Here is a 16,569-nt window from a genome sequence, read left to right as displayed (position 1 = left end):
TTGACGGATACTTTGTGGTTGTTTAAAATTTGTCATACAATATTGATTTACAGTAGTGAAAACATATAAAATCAATAAATTAAACAAGAAAAAAATCTCGCTACAAATAGTAAATAAAATCAATTACTTTTGAAAATATAAAGCAAAAAAAAAGTCGGAAGAATTTCTTCCGACCATGACTAGATTAACCCCTTTTTTTTATTTCATAGTCTAATTTTAAACTCGTATTTATGAAAGCAAAAAAGAAACAGATTTTTATGATGCGATAGCCGTTAATGGCAATGTAAACGGAATTTTCAATATTGGCACATAACTGTCTGTTACCGAGTAAGCCGTTAACGTAAAAGTAAAGACACCAGCATTAGTTTGCGGATTATTGCTTTGCATCCAATTGTTTATCCCTGCGGTTATTAAGTCTGCCATGCTTTTTCCGTGATCTGCTACTGTTATTTGCGTTGGTGTAATCATTAAAACAGGTACGTCAACAGGGAATGCTGTTCCTGGAATAATATACGTATAATCGCACTGCATTTTTATTGTAAATTCTGTAATGGCACTGTTAATATTTTCTGTTAAGGCGTCAAACAATACCAGCATTTGCACATTTAGAGTTCGTGTTGGCTGTACTGGATATGTTGCGGTTTCTATCGTATTAACATTAATCGCACTATTGGCAACTAATAACGGAATTAGTTTATTGTAAAACATGACTTGTGGTGTCTGATAAATAAACAGTGGGTTGGTGGTTTGCCATGTTCCATCCTGATTCTCCAGTAGTTCTTCGTTTCTAATCACGGCCACACTGCTCCAGGCATTTTGCGCACTTAGAATGTCAAGGCCTCCCAAATTTATTGTTCTTGACGGATTGCTATTTCTGTCTTCGTATAATAGATATGCACGATTTCCAAGATTATCCACCCAGTAATAAACGTATTCATTTTTCTCGCCTTCAACCAGTTCGCTTGTATAGTCATTAATAGTCAGACTAATAGTAATATCTGAAGACTGTTCGTTATTAAAATCAACGCTTACAATTAGATATTCTGTTAATTCCTGTGCACTTTCCGTTATGGTATATGACAGTGTAAATGGTGGTGCAGGCGCTACATTAAGCGCTCTTGCCTGTGTCAGCGGTTTTCTTGGATTGACCTGATTGGTAACGGACCATTGTTCTGCCACCTGATTTATAATTTCTATAAAAGCCAGCATGGCATAACGTGCATTTATAGCCAAAGTCGAGTCTGCTTTCAAAGTGGCAGGTGTAAGTAGTGCAAGGCAATTATCAAAGTCGGCATTAATTAATGGATAACTATCAATAAACTGAGCCAATGCTTGATATAAAGGCAAATTTGAAGTATTAGAATTGCTGTAAAAACTTTGGTTTTCATCGGTAACATTAAACTGAATTTCTGTTACAATAGTATCCTGGGCCGCAGAAGGGTTTTGGTAAGTGTAATTATATTCCCATAAACGTGCCTCTTCTATGGTTATTGCAGCCAATGGGTTGGTCTCATTCACAGGATAATCAAAGTTCTGCACCGATATGGATGGTGGCGTAGGATAAGCGCGCAATGGTACTGGTATGGTTGTTTGGCCAACGTCGCTCATGTCAGCAAGAGGACTCTCTTTCTGATTTATTTCTCCATCAAGCGGAATAATAAATGTCAGCCATGAAGAAGCCAGATAATCTGCCAAATCGGGTATTTTAGTAATATCAAATTCAAGATGGCTCACGTAATACTCCATATCTCCAAAAGAAAAACTACGGCTTTCGGCAACATCCTTGGCTTCAAACATATAAGTCAGCCAAGAGTTGCCATTGGCTGTTGGCACTTTTGCTGTAGATAAGGAATACTCACTAGATTTGGGTACAATATCAGATCCGGAAGTCGAGGGATCAAGCCCCAACATTTTTCCGTACAAAGAAGGAACATAAGGATATTGTGCTGGTACATTATTTGAATTGGCATATTCGTTGCCTTTATAAGCCGAGCTTATGCTTGCCGTTGTCTGTACAGATGCTACGTAGCGATAGGTATTGGCAAGTTGAATCAGTATTTGCTGTTTCCACTTTTCCTGAGCATTCCCTATGTTTGATGGTTCTTTTCCACCATCAGGCTCAATAATAAAATCTATTGTACCTTCTATCGCGTCTGCCAATTTTTGTTTGGCATCTAAGATCAGTTGCAAATAATCGGGATCACCAGCAAACACATCATTTGCGGTTAATAAAAATGCAGGAACCGAATAAGTAGGACTCAGAAATTTATCAACGGCTTGTAAAAACTGCAAGCCCCAGCTGTCCATATCAATGCTAGTATAATTTTTGCTAATATTTTGATCCGAAGGAAAAGCTTTGCCTTGCTCGTAGCTATTTATTCGGGCAGAGAAAGATTGTAAACTATTGGCCAACGGAATTGGAGCAAAATAATACACTTGTTTATTGTTAAATCTAAATTTCAGACCATTAGCTCCTGTACTATCAAAACGTACCATCCAAAGAGGTGCATTTGCGGTGGTGTCGCTATTTCCTTTAGTCAAATTGGCTCCAGTAGCTGCTTTAAGTACAATGCCAGTAGCAGGCTGATTGATAAAGGCAGCCTCAAACTGTTGAGCAAAATAAGAAAGAGCCAACATACTGTTTGTATCGTTTTCAGACAATGGTTGTATGCTTGTACTGGCGATGGCTATTCCTGCAACATTGTTAAAATTAGGATCTAAATTGGCAATTCGTAGCATGGTAATACTTGCAGCAACCAACGAAATTTCAGGCAATGTGGTGATATTGGTCGTTATTATTTCGGCGCTTATGGTATAAGTTTTTAATGCAACTGGTTGATCAACATAGATGATAGCTCGTAAATATGCAATAATTGGATTGATAAAATTATTCAATAAATCATCATTTGCAATAGTATGTTCTGTCGCAATTGTGTCACCTTGTGCGTTGACCTGATCTTCTACAGTAGTGGTATAATGAATTACCATATCTCCATTACTAAGCTGATAGAAGATATTCATATAAGTGGTCATATCTATCTGAGCGTTATTCTGCGCTCCATCTCCTATATATCGAACCGTATTAAAATTAAAATTAAGGTTGATGTTCGGTTTTTTATTCACTAAACTAAACAAATACGACACAGATACTGATGGCCACTGACTAAGTGCAATAATGGCATCTGAATACAATAATTGCATAGATGCATTTAAAGGAGCTGTACCAGTTGGAGGAACATTTCCAAACATATCCTGCCAGTTCAATATCATTTCAACTGTAGTTCCTATACCCGCATATGGATTAGGATATTGGGGATCTGTTTCTGCCGATTGTACATATTTATAATAAGGTACAACGGCACTATAGTTCCAATCTTCCGCATCATCATTGGCAGAAGGGTTTCCATTTTTGGTATTGGCAATTGCTTCATCGTCCATCGAATCTACTGGTCCTGCAGGTGTTGGATTTATATATGCAGGTAATGCAGGTACCGTTATTCCTATTAGATTAAATTGTGTCTCTAGATATATTTTATCTTCTCCTAAGGATGGTACAGGTTGCGTTGGCACATATTCTCCCGGATTGTTACGAGAAACTTCATAACCAACAGTTCCTGGTAACAAAGTAGCAACTCGTGTGGTATATTGATGGGCTATTGGCTCAGTATCTGGCGACTGAACATAAACAGATGTATTTGATGTATCGATAAGATCTCCTATGACAACACTGTTTACAAAGGGGCTCAATATCAAGGTGTCATAAGTGATTACTAATGCCAGATTCGCGATTCCGTTACCAGCAAAAAGGGTTTCAGGGAGTCCTTTGTTTTCGCTATTGTTGTAATAGAAATAAAAACCGCCACTGCGAACAATACTGCATTCCCACAATAATTTTATAAAATCTCCAGCGCTATTCAGGGTATTATAATCTCTTATCGGAGTTTCAACAAAAGCCATTCTGCCCATCATTCCTTCTACAGGATTGGTTTCTGTTGAAAGATTGGCCTGTATAATTGCTGTTTTGAAAGCACCATTGGCATCTGAAATATAACCTCCTTCTGAATTTTGTGTTGGATCGGGCTGATACAATACCTGAAGCTGCTGAATGGTTTTAGTCCCATCACTATCATTATTTGTAGTGAGGTAAGTCAGGAGTTCTTGCAAATAAATTGTTCCTGCATCATCGGCACCCACCAGATTATACATATTATTAGATAATGGCGTTACCTGTCCATCAATGGCGGTTATCTTCTGCAAAGAAAAATTAACTATAGTGCCCCAACTGTAATTATTTACTTTTGCCTGGGTAGTTCCTGTGCTGGTAGTGGTCAAAGTTTTAACATCAAAAAGCCAATCTTCTTCATCGGCAAAAATAGTTGTCAAGTTTGATGGTAATTTCCACAGCACAGGTTTATTGATTACGCCTGAATAATAATCGCCGGGATACTGCCACAAAGCCGGAGCTCCTAATGAAAATGTTTGTGGTGTATCATTATAATTGATAAGAGCACTTGGTCCATACGATAATGTCGGAGACAGCGTAATCGCCGCTACATCGTGTATGTGCTGAATCTCATTGTCATCTATAGTGATACTAAGGGTGTTGTTGGTGCCTAATACCATAGTAATCCATGATACATTTGGATTTTGTAGCAATACCGAATATTTATCCCCTTTTTGTAGTGTCGACGGAATAGCGATCTGTTGGCCCGTAAGGACGTACAAAGGTTCTGTTATTCCTTTTGCAGCGTCGGGTGGTTGAGGTAATCTTAGGCCATGAAGCATAAATCGAGATGCCATTCCACCAATTCCTTGCACACTATCTGCGACAGCGTTGGTTATCACATCACTTACTGTGCCTGATAATTTCTCTTGTTTATTAAGATAATCCGATGCTGCTTGCAAGGCCTGTTTAGCTAGCAAAGCGATAAAATCTGTAAACATAAAGGTAGGAAATGACAGATTATGCTGCTCTTCATAACTAAGATCTATAACATTACTGCAATCGGAAGAATCATAATAGGTTGCGGTAATATCTGACTGGTAATCAACAGCAGAAGAGGCAAGGAGTATTGTAATATCGCTGATGTAATTTTGGTTTCCAGTCATATTTTTTGTCGAAAAATCTACTGCTGTACCAAGATTTCCGTTTAAATCCGTATTCAGAGTCAATTCAGGCACTACAGGGAAAACAGCCGCATCCATACTACCATTTTGAGTAGCATCCACAGCACGAATATTCAGTTGAAAGTAATTGCTGAAAAAAGTCTGAATGTCATCGTGTGCCGCATTTATATAATTGAAAGGGGCAACATGATTTGGCCTTGTGTTAAAATAACATAGTAAGCTATTAATTTGGTCGGCTGTTATATCTTGTAATTTCAGCCACTCCAGACCTGTATTTTCAGCTGTATTTCCGATGAGTGCATTAATGGCCCAGTAAAGTACGCCTTCGGTTAAAGCAGAAAGACTGTTGTTGGCTGTATCTGTGTTAATATACAACATTGATGCGTATTGCGGCCCTGCAGATCCTGTCTCTCCCGAAACTGTAAGTTGTGGAAAAAACAATAAATCAAGAGGTACTTTTGTGATAGGCACTATTGGTTGCCATTTTAGATATACAGGAGCTCCAGCCAGACTGAGTATTCGCCTATTTCTACTTGCAAGTTCTAACGGAGCTTTGGCATTCAATCCTTTTACTGGACAATAATTCCACGGAGCATGAGCCGATGTATCACTTCCAACGATAAAGGAAGCACTTATTGTGGCACTAAAGTGCAATGATACTTTGATAGAAAATAATCCTAAATTAATTTTAACGGTAAGTTTTACAGAAACACCAGCTTCAAAAGTAATAGGAATTGGTTTGTAACTTTCTATTATCATAGTGATGTAAGCATACGCCATAACATCTAGTCTGGCCGATATGATAGCAAAATTGATTTCACCGTAAATGTGCCCTGTTAAACCAAAAGTTCCCTGAATTTTATAATAAGTTTCATCATGAGTACTTAGTGAAGTATTGGCATTAAAAAAACCTAATACACCCTGAAAAATACCTACGGCGGTTAATGAAAGTCCCGCTTTTAATATACCTTGATCTACTGTTTTACCAACTCCTAGTGAGAGTCCAAGACCAAACTCTATAACGGGGTTAAATACACCGCAGCTGGTGGTAGGTACACTGGTCGATGTAGCTCCGCTGAGGTAGCCAAAATAAAATCCGCCAAATCCCACAAAAGGAAATACCTGTACAGAGAAAGATCGTGAAAAGTCGGTAATACTGGCAGGGAAACCAAAGTCAAGATAAAAATTACCATTGGTATAAACTTTTACACCTATAATGGGAAGTGTAATAGAAACTTCTCCAAATTCAAGATGTCTGAATTCATCTGGTAGTTGCAGATCAATCTGATACATACCTATGGTGTCGTTTATTTTTTTATATAGAATTTCAAATTGAAGATTTTTAAAAGCACCGGCATCAGGACTTACCCCCACCAATAATCCATACATATTGGGGTCGTTAAACACCGCGGCAATGCGATAAAACTTAGCTACAGTAAAGTCTGTCCCGATCAGCCAATTGCTGTTTTGGTCAAATACCAAAGTACCTGGTTTGGTAGTTGCTGTAGCAGCAGGTACGGGTATGCTGGTTGAGTTTTCATCAGACGAAGTTGTAAAAGCATTTTCTAATGCAGTAATAGAGGCATCAACAGAGTCTAAACTTACGGTATCGTACATAGAAACATGTTGTCCCATGGCCAATAATTTTAAGTCGAAAAACTCGCTGCCCATACCAGGTACACCAGGCATTTTGGTGGCATCACTTCCTTTGCCATCTTTTTGTAATGGAGAATCACTTTCGATAGGAAGCCCCAAGAAAGTGCCGTCAATATAGATATAAACACCACTGCCCGCGATCGAATCGTCTTTGGTGATTTTGAGGGATTTTATATTAATGAAACCTAAATCTACTTTTATCGGAATGGTGGCTACAATACTGCTCTTTCCAGCTTCTTTATAACGTGTATAGGTAAAATCAAATCCAGATAAATCGATACTGTTTAATAAATTCCAAGGGGCAGGTAACGTAAAGCCTGGACTAAAAACACCAACCAAAGTACTTATAATTTCGCCCAACGAAATCTTATCAAACTTAATTTCTATAATATCGTTTTTAGCATTGCTTGTATAGGTAATGGTACTAGTAAATTCAGGGAGTTTCAAGTACACTTCGGTATCGGCTGTGCCAAATTGATAACCAATTATAAATGTTAAGCCAAGCATTTGGCGTGCATCGGCTGTACCTGTAATGGTACCCGATGTTTTGGCATCGGTATAGCTAATATTTACGTTGGCACTTAATTTTAAGTCGAAGGAACTGTATTGTAAATGCCAGTCAACATCTCCTTTTACTTCGTATTTAGATGACTTGCTTTTGTCGTCAGGCAATGTATCGGTAAAGCTTATATTACTTATATTGGGTAAATTATCTGTTACCCAACTCGGAATGGTATCATATCCCATGCCAAAGGCTTGTAGGAAAGTAGTAGCAATATCGCCTAAGGAAATGGTTTGATCTATTCCTGTGCTTGCATTAAAAATCCAGGCACTTCCATCGTAAGCGGCAGATATATTTAGGTCAACTCCTGTGTCTGGGGTACTTGGGCCTATGTGAAATGAGCCTGCTATCTTTCCAGTAGTTACACCTTGCTGACTACTCACATCCAAACTAAGACCAGTCATGGTAAAACTTAAGTTGGGATTTGTTATAGTAAAGAATATCCAGTTGGTAACTATACTACAATTGAGTATATAGTTTTTAGCATTGGGATCTATTTCTATATTTAAAACTGTTATTTGCGATTGCAGGTCAATGGTAGTTCCACACCAGAACATGGTAAGTAAATCACCCAATTGTATGGTGCCGTCGATAAGTTGTACACTGGCTGTAAAAACTGGTACTTTGGCAATAAGCTGAATAGTATTGGAACTCGCTGGCCCTATAGTAAAATTACCGGTAATAGTAAATTCTGTATTAATAGTACTAGCTGTTCCCAGACCTAAAACAAGGCAATTAATATCAATTTCGGTAACAGCTACACCTGGTAAAATTTGCCAGACATAATCAGAAGGTGTGCTAATATCAACAGCGATATAATCTACATTACTATTGGCTGAATTATAACTAATATCAATGGTTTTAAGTCCAAGTGTGGTTAAGGTACTAAAAGGTTGTGGTAATGCAGTTGTAAGGTTAACACCTCCTACTAATTGATAAAAATTAGAAATACTTGGATATGGATCGGAAAAAGTCCCTTCAAATAGCCAAGTATTATTGGTAATGGGATACCCCATGGCTATTTGCAGTTTTACTGCGGTATCAATGGTACCACCTAATAAACCAACCACTGGCAATTGTGCTTCAGCTACTGAAATTTTATAAAATGGAGCACCTATAGAAAACCACTCAACTCCAGGAAGCGATAACATTTCTCCTGAAAGCAAGATGTTAAATGTAGAGTTGAGAATACCATTTTCTAAATAAAAATTGACTGAGCAAGCACAATTGGGTATTTCAAATGAATTGGTATTGCCCGTAATTAATATACTGTTTGCATCGGGCATGGTAATAAGTACTTTGTTAATCACTAATTGATTATCGGGTACAAATTGTTTGTATGCGCTTGAGGTAACAGGCAGGTTAAGGGCAGCCGTGGCATTAACAAAAAATAATTGTTGTTGAGCATTTATCTGTTGCTGTAAGCCAGTATATAATTTTTGTAATTGTAATGCGTTCATAGGTTTTTGTATGATTATTGACCATCAAGATTATTTACGAAACTTAAGAAATACAGAAGCCCCAAGAAGAGTTTGTCTTGCTGCTGATTTTGAAAGAAATTATATAAGTTGGTAAAATAGGGTTTCAGAGAACCATCAGCATCAGCGGCCTTATAAGAATCAATGGTTAAGGAAGCAATGGTATAAATGGGTGTTGCCAGGAGACCTGCCGAAGGAGGATTTAAAACAAAGGCATCTCCAAGGCTGGTGTTAATAGTTTCTGCTGAATTTTTGAATCCTGATACAGCACTATTGCATCTGGTAGCTGTGGGGCCGTCAGGAGCACTTAATGGCAGAGTCGGATAAACAATGCTTGCATCTTTTAATAAGTTTAAGTAAGGCTTATTTAAATTGAGTACCAAGTTAGCTGTGGCTTTTCCCTCCAATAAACTAGGCAGCGAACTGCAGGCATACATATAATCAAATGCCCTAATAGGTAAGCCTCCCATTTTTATTACCAATATTTTGTTAGCACCATCGGCTCCCTGTAATGCGGCAATTTTTGCATCAAGGTCACCATCGTCATAATTAATTACCTCTACATGATTGGCCGTTATGTCTCCTTGTATGGCAGGTAATTGCGTTACAAGCGCATTCAGGTTTGGTAAGTCCGCTGCTGCTCCACTTAATAAGGTATTGAGCGCGGTATAACTAGCAGCCGGAATGTCGGCAATATTTACAATAATTGCTCCACGCTGTAAATTAGCCAGTGTAGAAAAACGTTGTGTATATCTGACAGCGGTTATAAGGTCGAATAATACATTTTGAGAAAGTATTTCAGGGTTTGCATTGGTTACACCTGTAGCATCATTTCCTCCTATTCCATATACAGGTAATAGGTTTATAGGGTTTTCTGCAATGGTACAAGCAGCTATAATTTTTTGGTATGGCGTATACTTATTTTGATTGGGAGCTGTAAAGCTGTCCTGAGCAGGAGCTGCGGGTGCATTGATAAAGTAACCTCTTTTTTTTCCATAAGTGGGTCCGCCTAAAGCAGCAACGTTTAGTATATTCGCTCTTGCCGGCAGACCCTGTTGTTGTATGGTATTATCCTGAGCTCCTTTAGCCCATTGGTAAGGCTGAAGCTTTAAAAATAAATTAACATTAACACCTTTTGCATTCGGGTCATTCGGGTTAGGTTTGTTTGCTAAATTTGTAGCGTTGCTGTCAAAACCTCCTGTAAAACCAAAATTGAGCAGAGGATAGTCTGCTGCCTGGGCTTTGAAATAGGGTAAAGGAATCATTGATGCTGTTGTGTTAGCATTAAGAGCTACATTTACCGGGGAACCATCCGCGTTGGGAACAAATCCGGGTATTAGCTGGCTTAGCTTATCAGCAGTTAGGTTACCTGCATCGCCTACGGCATAAACAACGTCATAATTATGGTTAAAGCCTAACTGTATAAGGCGCGATATAATTAGTACCGTATTAGACTGATGCCCCATACCCGGAGAATCAGTTACAAATACCCTGATTGTATTATTTTTTGCATCTTGTAAAAAGGTGCTAATTGCTGCTTGTTGCTGAGGGTAATCGTCGGTATATATGTTTGATACATTACTTATCAAGGCTGTTATTTGGTCTATTAAAGGCATTTTGATTCAGATTAGTGGTTTAACTTTTTACGTATGATCCATACCAGCCTAAACTTTCAGGTTTTGCATCGGTAGCTGGGTTACCAAATAGCATAAAACATATATTCCCTCCTGGAGGAAATGAAAGACTGAACAACTCCAAGGCTATATTGTTTATTTTCATGAGGTAGGCCGTTCCGTTAGTTTCTGTTGCTCTTTGCATCAAAATAGAGCCAATATTTAATTTTAAGACGCCTTGCAAGCTAAACGAAGGTGCCTGCGGATTTACGCCTGGTAGTTTTACACCTGCCCATGCGCCTGTTGCACCAACACCCCATGCTGCCATAAAAGTTGAGGTAAAGCCTGCTGAACTGGCCAAGGAACCGAGTGTGCCCATATTGAGATTAAATACCAATGCATACCATTGTCCGCTTATATTTTGCTGCTGTTGCAAGTCGGGTATAGTCACATTCAAATATCCTTGCGTAGTAGGCGTATTGATTGAGTCTCCGCGGGTAATACCTGATAGCTGCAAAGGAAAGTGTGCATACAAGCTATCGGCTCTTGGAGTACTTTGCCCAATATCAAAAGCCATTTGATTGATATCGAATACAAATGTTTTGGTGGTGGGTGTTTCTAATTGAAAAGTAAGGTCTATGTATAAATTAGAATATGACAATCCTCTATAGTTCGTAATTTTACTATCAGGTTCTGCTCCAAAGGATAGGAGGTCAAAACTCAAGTCGGTGTAGTTAATAAAACCCCAAAATGAAAATTTTGAATTCACAGTATTGCTAGTTACATCGTTTTGTGCTACCACCGTAACAAAGGCCGTTTTTATTATTTCAACATCGGTTATAATGCTACTGTTTACTAAGTTTAATACATTGTCTTCTGTATTGGTAAAGGCATAAGAAGGAACGCCATTGTTGTTCTCATACGTGCCCGTAAGTATGATCAAATTATCTCTATTGCTGGCGTTTACTTTCTCACCAAAGAGATTATTCACGGTAAGTGCCAAATAACTATTATAATTGTAAATTTTACTATTGATAAACACAATCTTTAATTGCAAAACGATAAAATCATAATCAACAGAACCATTTATCGGAGCGTTTGTTTTGTATATAGCAGGGTTAGAGCCCATACCTTCAAAAGTAGGGTCCTGATAATCAATAAGTGCAAACATAGAACTGGTGGGTTGCATCGATACTGCTCCATTTACATTGTTTACGATACTTATATCGATACCAAAATGGTGTGCGTAAAAACTATTTAAGTCAATACCTGCTAATAGTCCCTGCAACTCTTTAGGAAAATCCTGTACACTAATATCAACACCCAAAGTAATAATACCTTGCCAATCAGGATTAGTTGCTATGTTATAAAAATTAGCATAGTCAGTGTCTTTTTGAATGATGTATTTATCCATACCATTTTGTACGTATTGCTGTAGCCACATACTTAAATTGGGTAAACCATTATTACTGGTATCATTAAAACTATAGGGTGAGTTCCAGCCTTGAATATTTTGTACTTTATCAATTAATTTACCTGTACAAAATTTAAAAATCACTACGTTTTTGTATTGACCATTTACTTGTTCAGTAGGTACATTTAATAAAAAAGGCCATTCGGCAATTTCCATTTCACTACTAAAATTACTTAACACATAGGTGCCATCGCTAAGTTTTTCATTATAAGAAATAACTAAAAACAACTGATTGGACTGTAAAGCACTTTGTAAAGTTGAACTTGCTGGGGTAAATTGTAAATTAAATATTTTGGATAATGAACCCTCAGCAGTCAAAAACTGATTGCTGGCTAGTTGCAATGTCTCCCATACTCCGTTTTGCGGATTAACATCAATATAAAATCCTTGTGGACTTGTAGACGGAATATTATTACCGTTTGCCGTTCTTGCTGTTAGTAAAGTAGTAGGAGAGGCAGGAATTTTTTCGGCACTCATTACTGCTGCGATTATAGCTTTTCGAGTGGGGTTTATTATTTGTTTTTCGAATAAAGAAAAATCAACAAGCGTACTGGGTGTTGCTGCAACAAGACCATAAGGCACCAATGGAAAAAATATAGTTTCTTTGGCAGCTGATAAAACACCGGAGCCTGTTGTCAAATGGGTAAACAGAGGGGAAGTGGCATCTGTATCAGGGGCAAAGAGAGCAGCACCTTGTGCTTGTGCATGATACACTACGGGAGTAGAATCATTATTGGCCATTACAATGCCGTTCCAAGCGGATAAATAATTAGCGTTTAACCATTCTTGGGTAGTATTGCTTCCGACTACATTTTGTGTGGCTTGAATAGGAAACTGTGGAGCAAAAGCATTTTGATTGGTTTGATAATAGAGCCAATCACCAGTTCCTGAAATGATATCATTGTCATCAATAAATTGCGGTGTAAAGCTCACGGTTTCTGTTGAGCCTAATCCGCACATTAATTGGATTTGTTTACTAGTATCTACATTTTTTTCGTATACTGTGCTTAGTGTAAGCGAAAATGCTCCTTGCGGAGTCATGTACCAGATTGTAAGTGGATCGTTTGGCGTTTGCTCGCTAAAGACCAATAGAGAACTGTCTTGTGTTGGATAGTTTAGCGAAATTTCATAGTCGATAAAATTTGTGTACGGAACCAAAACTAAAGGATAGCCAAAATTCGTAAGGTAATAAGAAGAAAGAGCTGATATTGTGCTGTTTCCTGTATGAGTATTTTGGGTCTGTCCTAAAAAAGCGAAGTAAGAGTTTGTTCCTGCTTTGTTAAGTAAGTCGCAAGGATAAATGCTGACTTGCATTAATATTAAATCGTTTAAATTGCCAGCTTCTATCAGCGAATAGTTTACTGCTGTTAAGGCTCCATTATTAACATTGTTATTAAAACCGTAATTGTTACTTACGTTAAAGCCTGTAAAGTCTGAAGCTGCATTAAAGCCCATAATAAACCTTATATGCCCTTGTCCAACTCCCGTAAGTGGTATTTCGATATTTTTCATAATCTGACTGGAAGAGGACAGATTATTTGGCCTGAAAGTATAATTGGTCGATCCCTGTTGCGAAGATATAATCATAGCATTGTTGATACTATCCACAGTCAGTGTAACGAAGTTGTTGCTTATAAATAGTGTGGCAAAGTTGTTGCCAAAATTATAATTAAACCCACTTAAAACAGAATAGGGACCATTGTTTCCTCCTGATAAAATTATTTGGGATGTATTGTTTGAGTTCAGCGTTGTGTTAGGGTTCGCAAACCAAACGACTGATGCCCACTGATATTCGATTAAGTTACCAAGAAATGTATAAACGTTGCTTACGAATGTATCGATAGCAATGTTGGGTGCCGCTAATGAAAATAAAATATAACCCTTGTATTTGTATAGTTCATCCAAACCAATTGCACCACTCGCTGGTCCTGTAACGCTATTTGCCAGAAGATAGGCACACCAGTTGTTGTCTTCTTCTGCCAGATACAACGAAGTGTTACCTGACGAAGCATTTGTAAATTGTAAGGTTGCCATAAATTCTGCTCGGTAAGGGTTAATAAAAGTATGTAATCAGCGAGGTACAAAATGTCATACCTCAAAAACCCAAAAGGTATTGCCTAATTATAAATATACCAGCCTATCAAATCACCTTTATAAGGGAAGCTGGTGTTGTTTTCTTTAACAGTGTAAGTTAGATCTGCTTTCAGGGTCGAAACTTGTGGTGAAAAATTGAGATAAATACTGAGATTTCCATTGGCTGTACTTGCCCCTGATTTTAGGTCAAATTGATAAACTGGATTGGTTGCCGTTAATGATTCTACTCCTACCAAAACAGTGGATAGATATAAGGTGCACAATACAACTTTACCAGTTGGGTCAATAGCATAATGTATTAGCAAATCACCAAAATAGCGTTCTCCACTGCTGCCGCTTTCTGCTAGAGGCGCATTTATTTCCTGAAGTGGAATAGGAGAATTTTCCTGGGCTAATGCAGTGTTAGGAAGCGCTACAAGCATCATTATAAATAGTCCTTTTAAGAGAATATTTATAATGCAAATTCGATTTTTATATGCTGTTTGTGACTTCATAACTATAATTCAACCCAGGAAATTATCCTGATATTTTTGTTTAAGACCAACTAGCAATCTGCCTAGAAAAAGCAGTTCCGTTTTTGCCATCTTGATCCGTTGCGTTTCCGCTGCAAGTAACTTGACCGCTGTCAAATCCAAATTGAGCTCTAAAACTAATAATGTCAATTTGCAATGTTTGTAATCCTGCTTTAAATTCTACATTTGAAGCGGTTGGCTGCACTGGGGAAAGTGTGATTGACCCAAAATTTCCTGCAGGCGAAGTAAAAGTCGTAACCGATACTTGCATTCCTGAAATAATAGAAACTACAGTTGTTGATGTAATGCTGTTCACTAACATTGCATTTTGAGAATAAGGATAAGTTGCCATAATTCGTTTGTTTGTTTTCCTACTCATAAGGCTTTTCGGAATCCGCCCCGTTTTTTTTAATGGGTTCTGGCTCCACTTTTTTAATCTATTGTTTAACTAAAACATTTCAATAAACAAAGTTTTATAAATCCTGTAAGCAAATGCAGGTTATGTTATGAGAAACTAATTAGTTACAAATTTTGAAAATAATTTTACTAGTTTTTGTTTTCAAGACTAAAACTAAAAATAAGAATAAAGCCTTTCGTAAAAAATGTCACAAGGCTAGAAATCTCTGTCATGAAGCAGTCAAAAGAGGTGTGCGAAAAAGGATGATGGTGAAGTAAATTTTAAAAACCTCTCTATTAGAATTCCTTTGATTCGTAAGATTTGTAGTGCTCCGTTAGAAATGCTGAGCATTTCTCTTACTTCGGTGGATTTAAGCCACTTTTTTACTGGGATTGCTTTGGTGTTAAAGATTTCTTCTAAATCATTTAAAAGGAACAAACGAAACCCGATTAAATCATCTTGGGTAACCACTTGCGTTAGGTCCTTCCTTGTTTGTGAGTCCTATACCGTTTCCATTGGTAACTCGTTACCCTAAGTACTATGACTTCTACTGACTTCTTTACTTAACCAACTCGTGGATGTGAAGTCCTCCCTCGATAAGCACTTTCTCTTTCCGTCTATCCCCGACGCATCTAGTAAATAAACCAGTTGTCTTAAGGCTTTGCATTGCAGTGCATGCTTACCCAATTTAGCTAGCCTCTTATGCGCTTTGTGTTCCTCGGTACAGACAAAAATTAAGGAAGGTACTGCTTTCGTAATAATCTTTACTGCATGGATCACTCCAAACCAGCTTGTCACTTGCTAATCAGCTCAATATTAAACAACAACTTGTCGATAAGGGACTTGCACCCTATCGGTAAAATTGCTGCTTTTGAGGAGTTAGAAGTGCATGCAAGACACACACAGCACCTACAAAAATTGGCGGTTTAGTTGTTAAATGAAGCTTGGTACTTCGTATCAAGTTCAGTGGTGGCAGACAGCTTAGTGCTTCGAAATCGCCAACTTATTGTAGCTGAAAACCGTAAGGCTGTGAAAAAACCTCCTTTTATCATAATTTCACAAATAATACATCCTGATAAACGGCAATATAGTCGTTCTACCGCAAGCGCAGGCTGGCACAAGCGTCTCGCTTGTGCCCACAAAAAAAATCAATTAAGAAAATAATCCCAATGGTGCGGAATGGTATTCACTGTTATGATAGTTCTATTTATAAATTTTTGAACTATTTTACTTTTGTACCTCTGACCACCTTTTTTTTTGAGTATCTGAACTGAAAAACACCCTTTATCAAATCTATAGATTCTACAAAACCGTCTATAAACCGAACTTGATTGTCCGGAGGTATTGCGTCTTCTAAACTTGAAAAGCGAATTTGCTAACGGGAAATTTTAGTGATGTATTGCATTCTTAAAAATAAGAATAGAAAAAGAATTTAACTTGAATCATTTTTCGCTTTTATGACGATTTTTTGCTCAACATTTGGGCAAAATTTAAGTGTAGAATTAGGCAAATAAATTGCTCATTAACCGATGAAAGTGAAGTAAATAAAACAAACTTATTTACTATATTAAGGAAATTGATATAAAAACAAGTTCATTTAGTATCGTAATAATTACGTAGTAAACTACTAGATTTGGCTGTTTTAATCAAGATTTT

At 37.6% G+C, this 16,569-nt stretch carries 5 protein-coding genes; all 5 read right to left on the bottom strand.

The annotated features are described in order from the left end of the window. Window positions 1–255 precede the first annotated feature (255 nt). Window positions 256–8,805, bottom strand: a complete 8,550-nt coding sequence (locus BMW63_RS05810; protein ID WP_074722210.1) for a hypothetical protein — start codon at window positions 8,803–8,805, stop codon at window positions 256–258. A gap of 14 nt (window positions 8,806–8,819) precedes the next feature. After that, a complete protein-coding gene (locus BMW63_RS05805; RefSeq protein WP_074722208.1) occupies window positions 8,820–10,439 on the bottom strand; it encodes a hypothetical protein in 1,620 nt (539 codons plus the stop codon). A gap of 19 nt (window positions 10,440–10,458) precedes the next feature. Continuing rightward, window positions 10,459–13,944: a hypothetical protein gene (locus BMW63_RS05800; protein ID WP_074722206.1), complete on the bottom strand. Its 3,486-nt coding sequence runs from the start codon at window positions 13,942–13,944 to the stop codon at window positions 10,459–10,461. Window positions 13,945–14,027: 83 nt separating this feature from the next. Beyond that, window positions 14,028–14,498, bottom strand: coding sequence for a hypothetical protein (locus BMW63_RS05795; RefSeq protein WP_139174202.1), 471 nt, complete (start codon window positions 14,496–14,498; stop codon window positions 14,028–14,030). 40 nt (window positions 14,499–14,538) lie between these two features. Next, entirely contained in the window at window positions 14,539–14,895 is a 357-nt protein-coding gene (locus BMW63_RS05790; protein ID WP_139174201.1) for a hypothetical protein, read from the bottom strand. Window positions 14,896–16,569 lie beyond the last annotated feature (1,674 nt).

The organism is Flavobacterium frigoris, from assembly GCF_900111075.1.
GTDB lineage: Bacteria > Bacteroidota > Bacteroidia > Flavobacteriales > Flavobacteriaceae > Flavobacterium > Flavobacterium frigoris.
The sequence above is the reverse complement of the archived record's forward strand: the minus strand, read 5'-3'. Positions and strand labels throughout refer to the sequence as shown.

Excerpts from the sequence above, each read along its gene's own strand:
- BMW63_RS05810 (WP_074722210.1), bottom strand. The coding sequence starts at position 8,805 with ATGAACGCATTACAATTACAAAAATTATATACTGGCTTACAGCAACAG.
- BMW63_RS05805 (WP_074722208.1), bottom strand. The coding sequence starts at position 10,439 with ATGCCTTTAATAGACCAAATAACAGCCTTGATAAGTAATGTATCAAAC.
- BMW63_RS05800 (WP_074722206.1), bottom strand. The coding sequence starts at position 13,944 with ATGGCAACCTTACAATTTACAAATGCTTCGTCAGGTAACACTTCGTTG.
- BMW63_RS05795 (WP_139174202.1), bottom strand. The coding sequence starts at position 14,498 with ATGAAGTCACAAACAGCATATAAAAATCGAATTTGCATTATAAATATT.
- BMW63_RS05790 (WP_139174201.1), bottom strand. The coding sequence starts at position 14,895 with ATGAGTAGGAAAACAAACAAACGAATTATGGCAACTTATCCTTATTCT.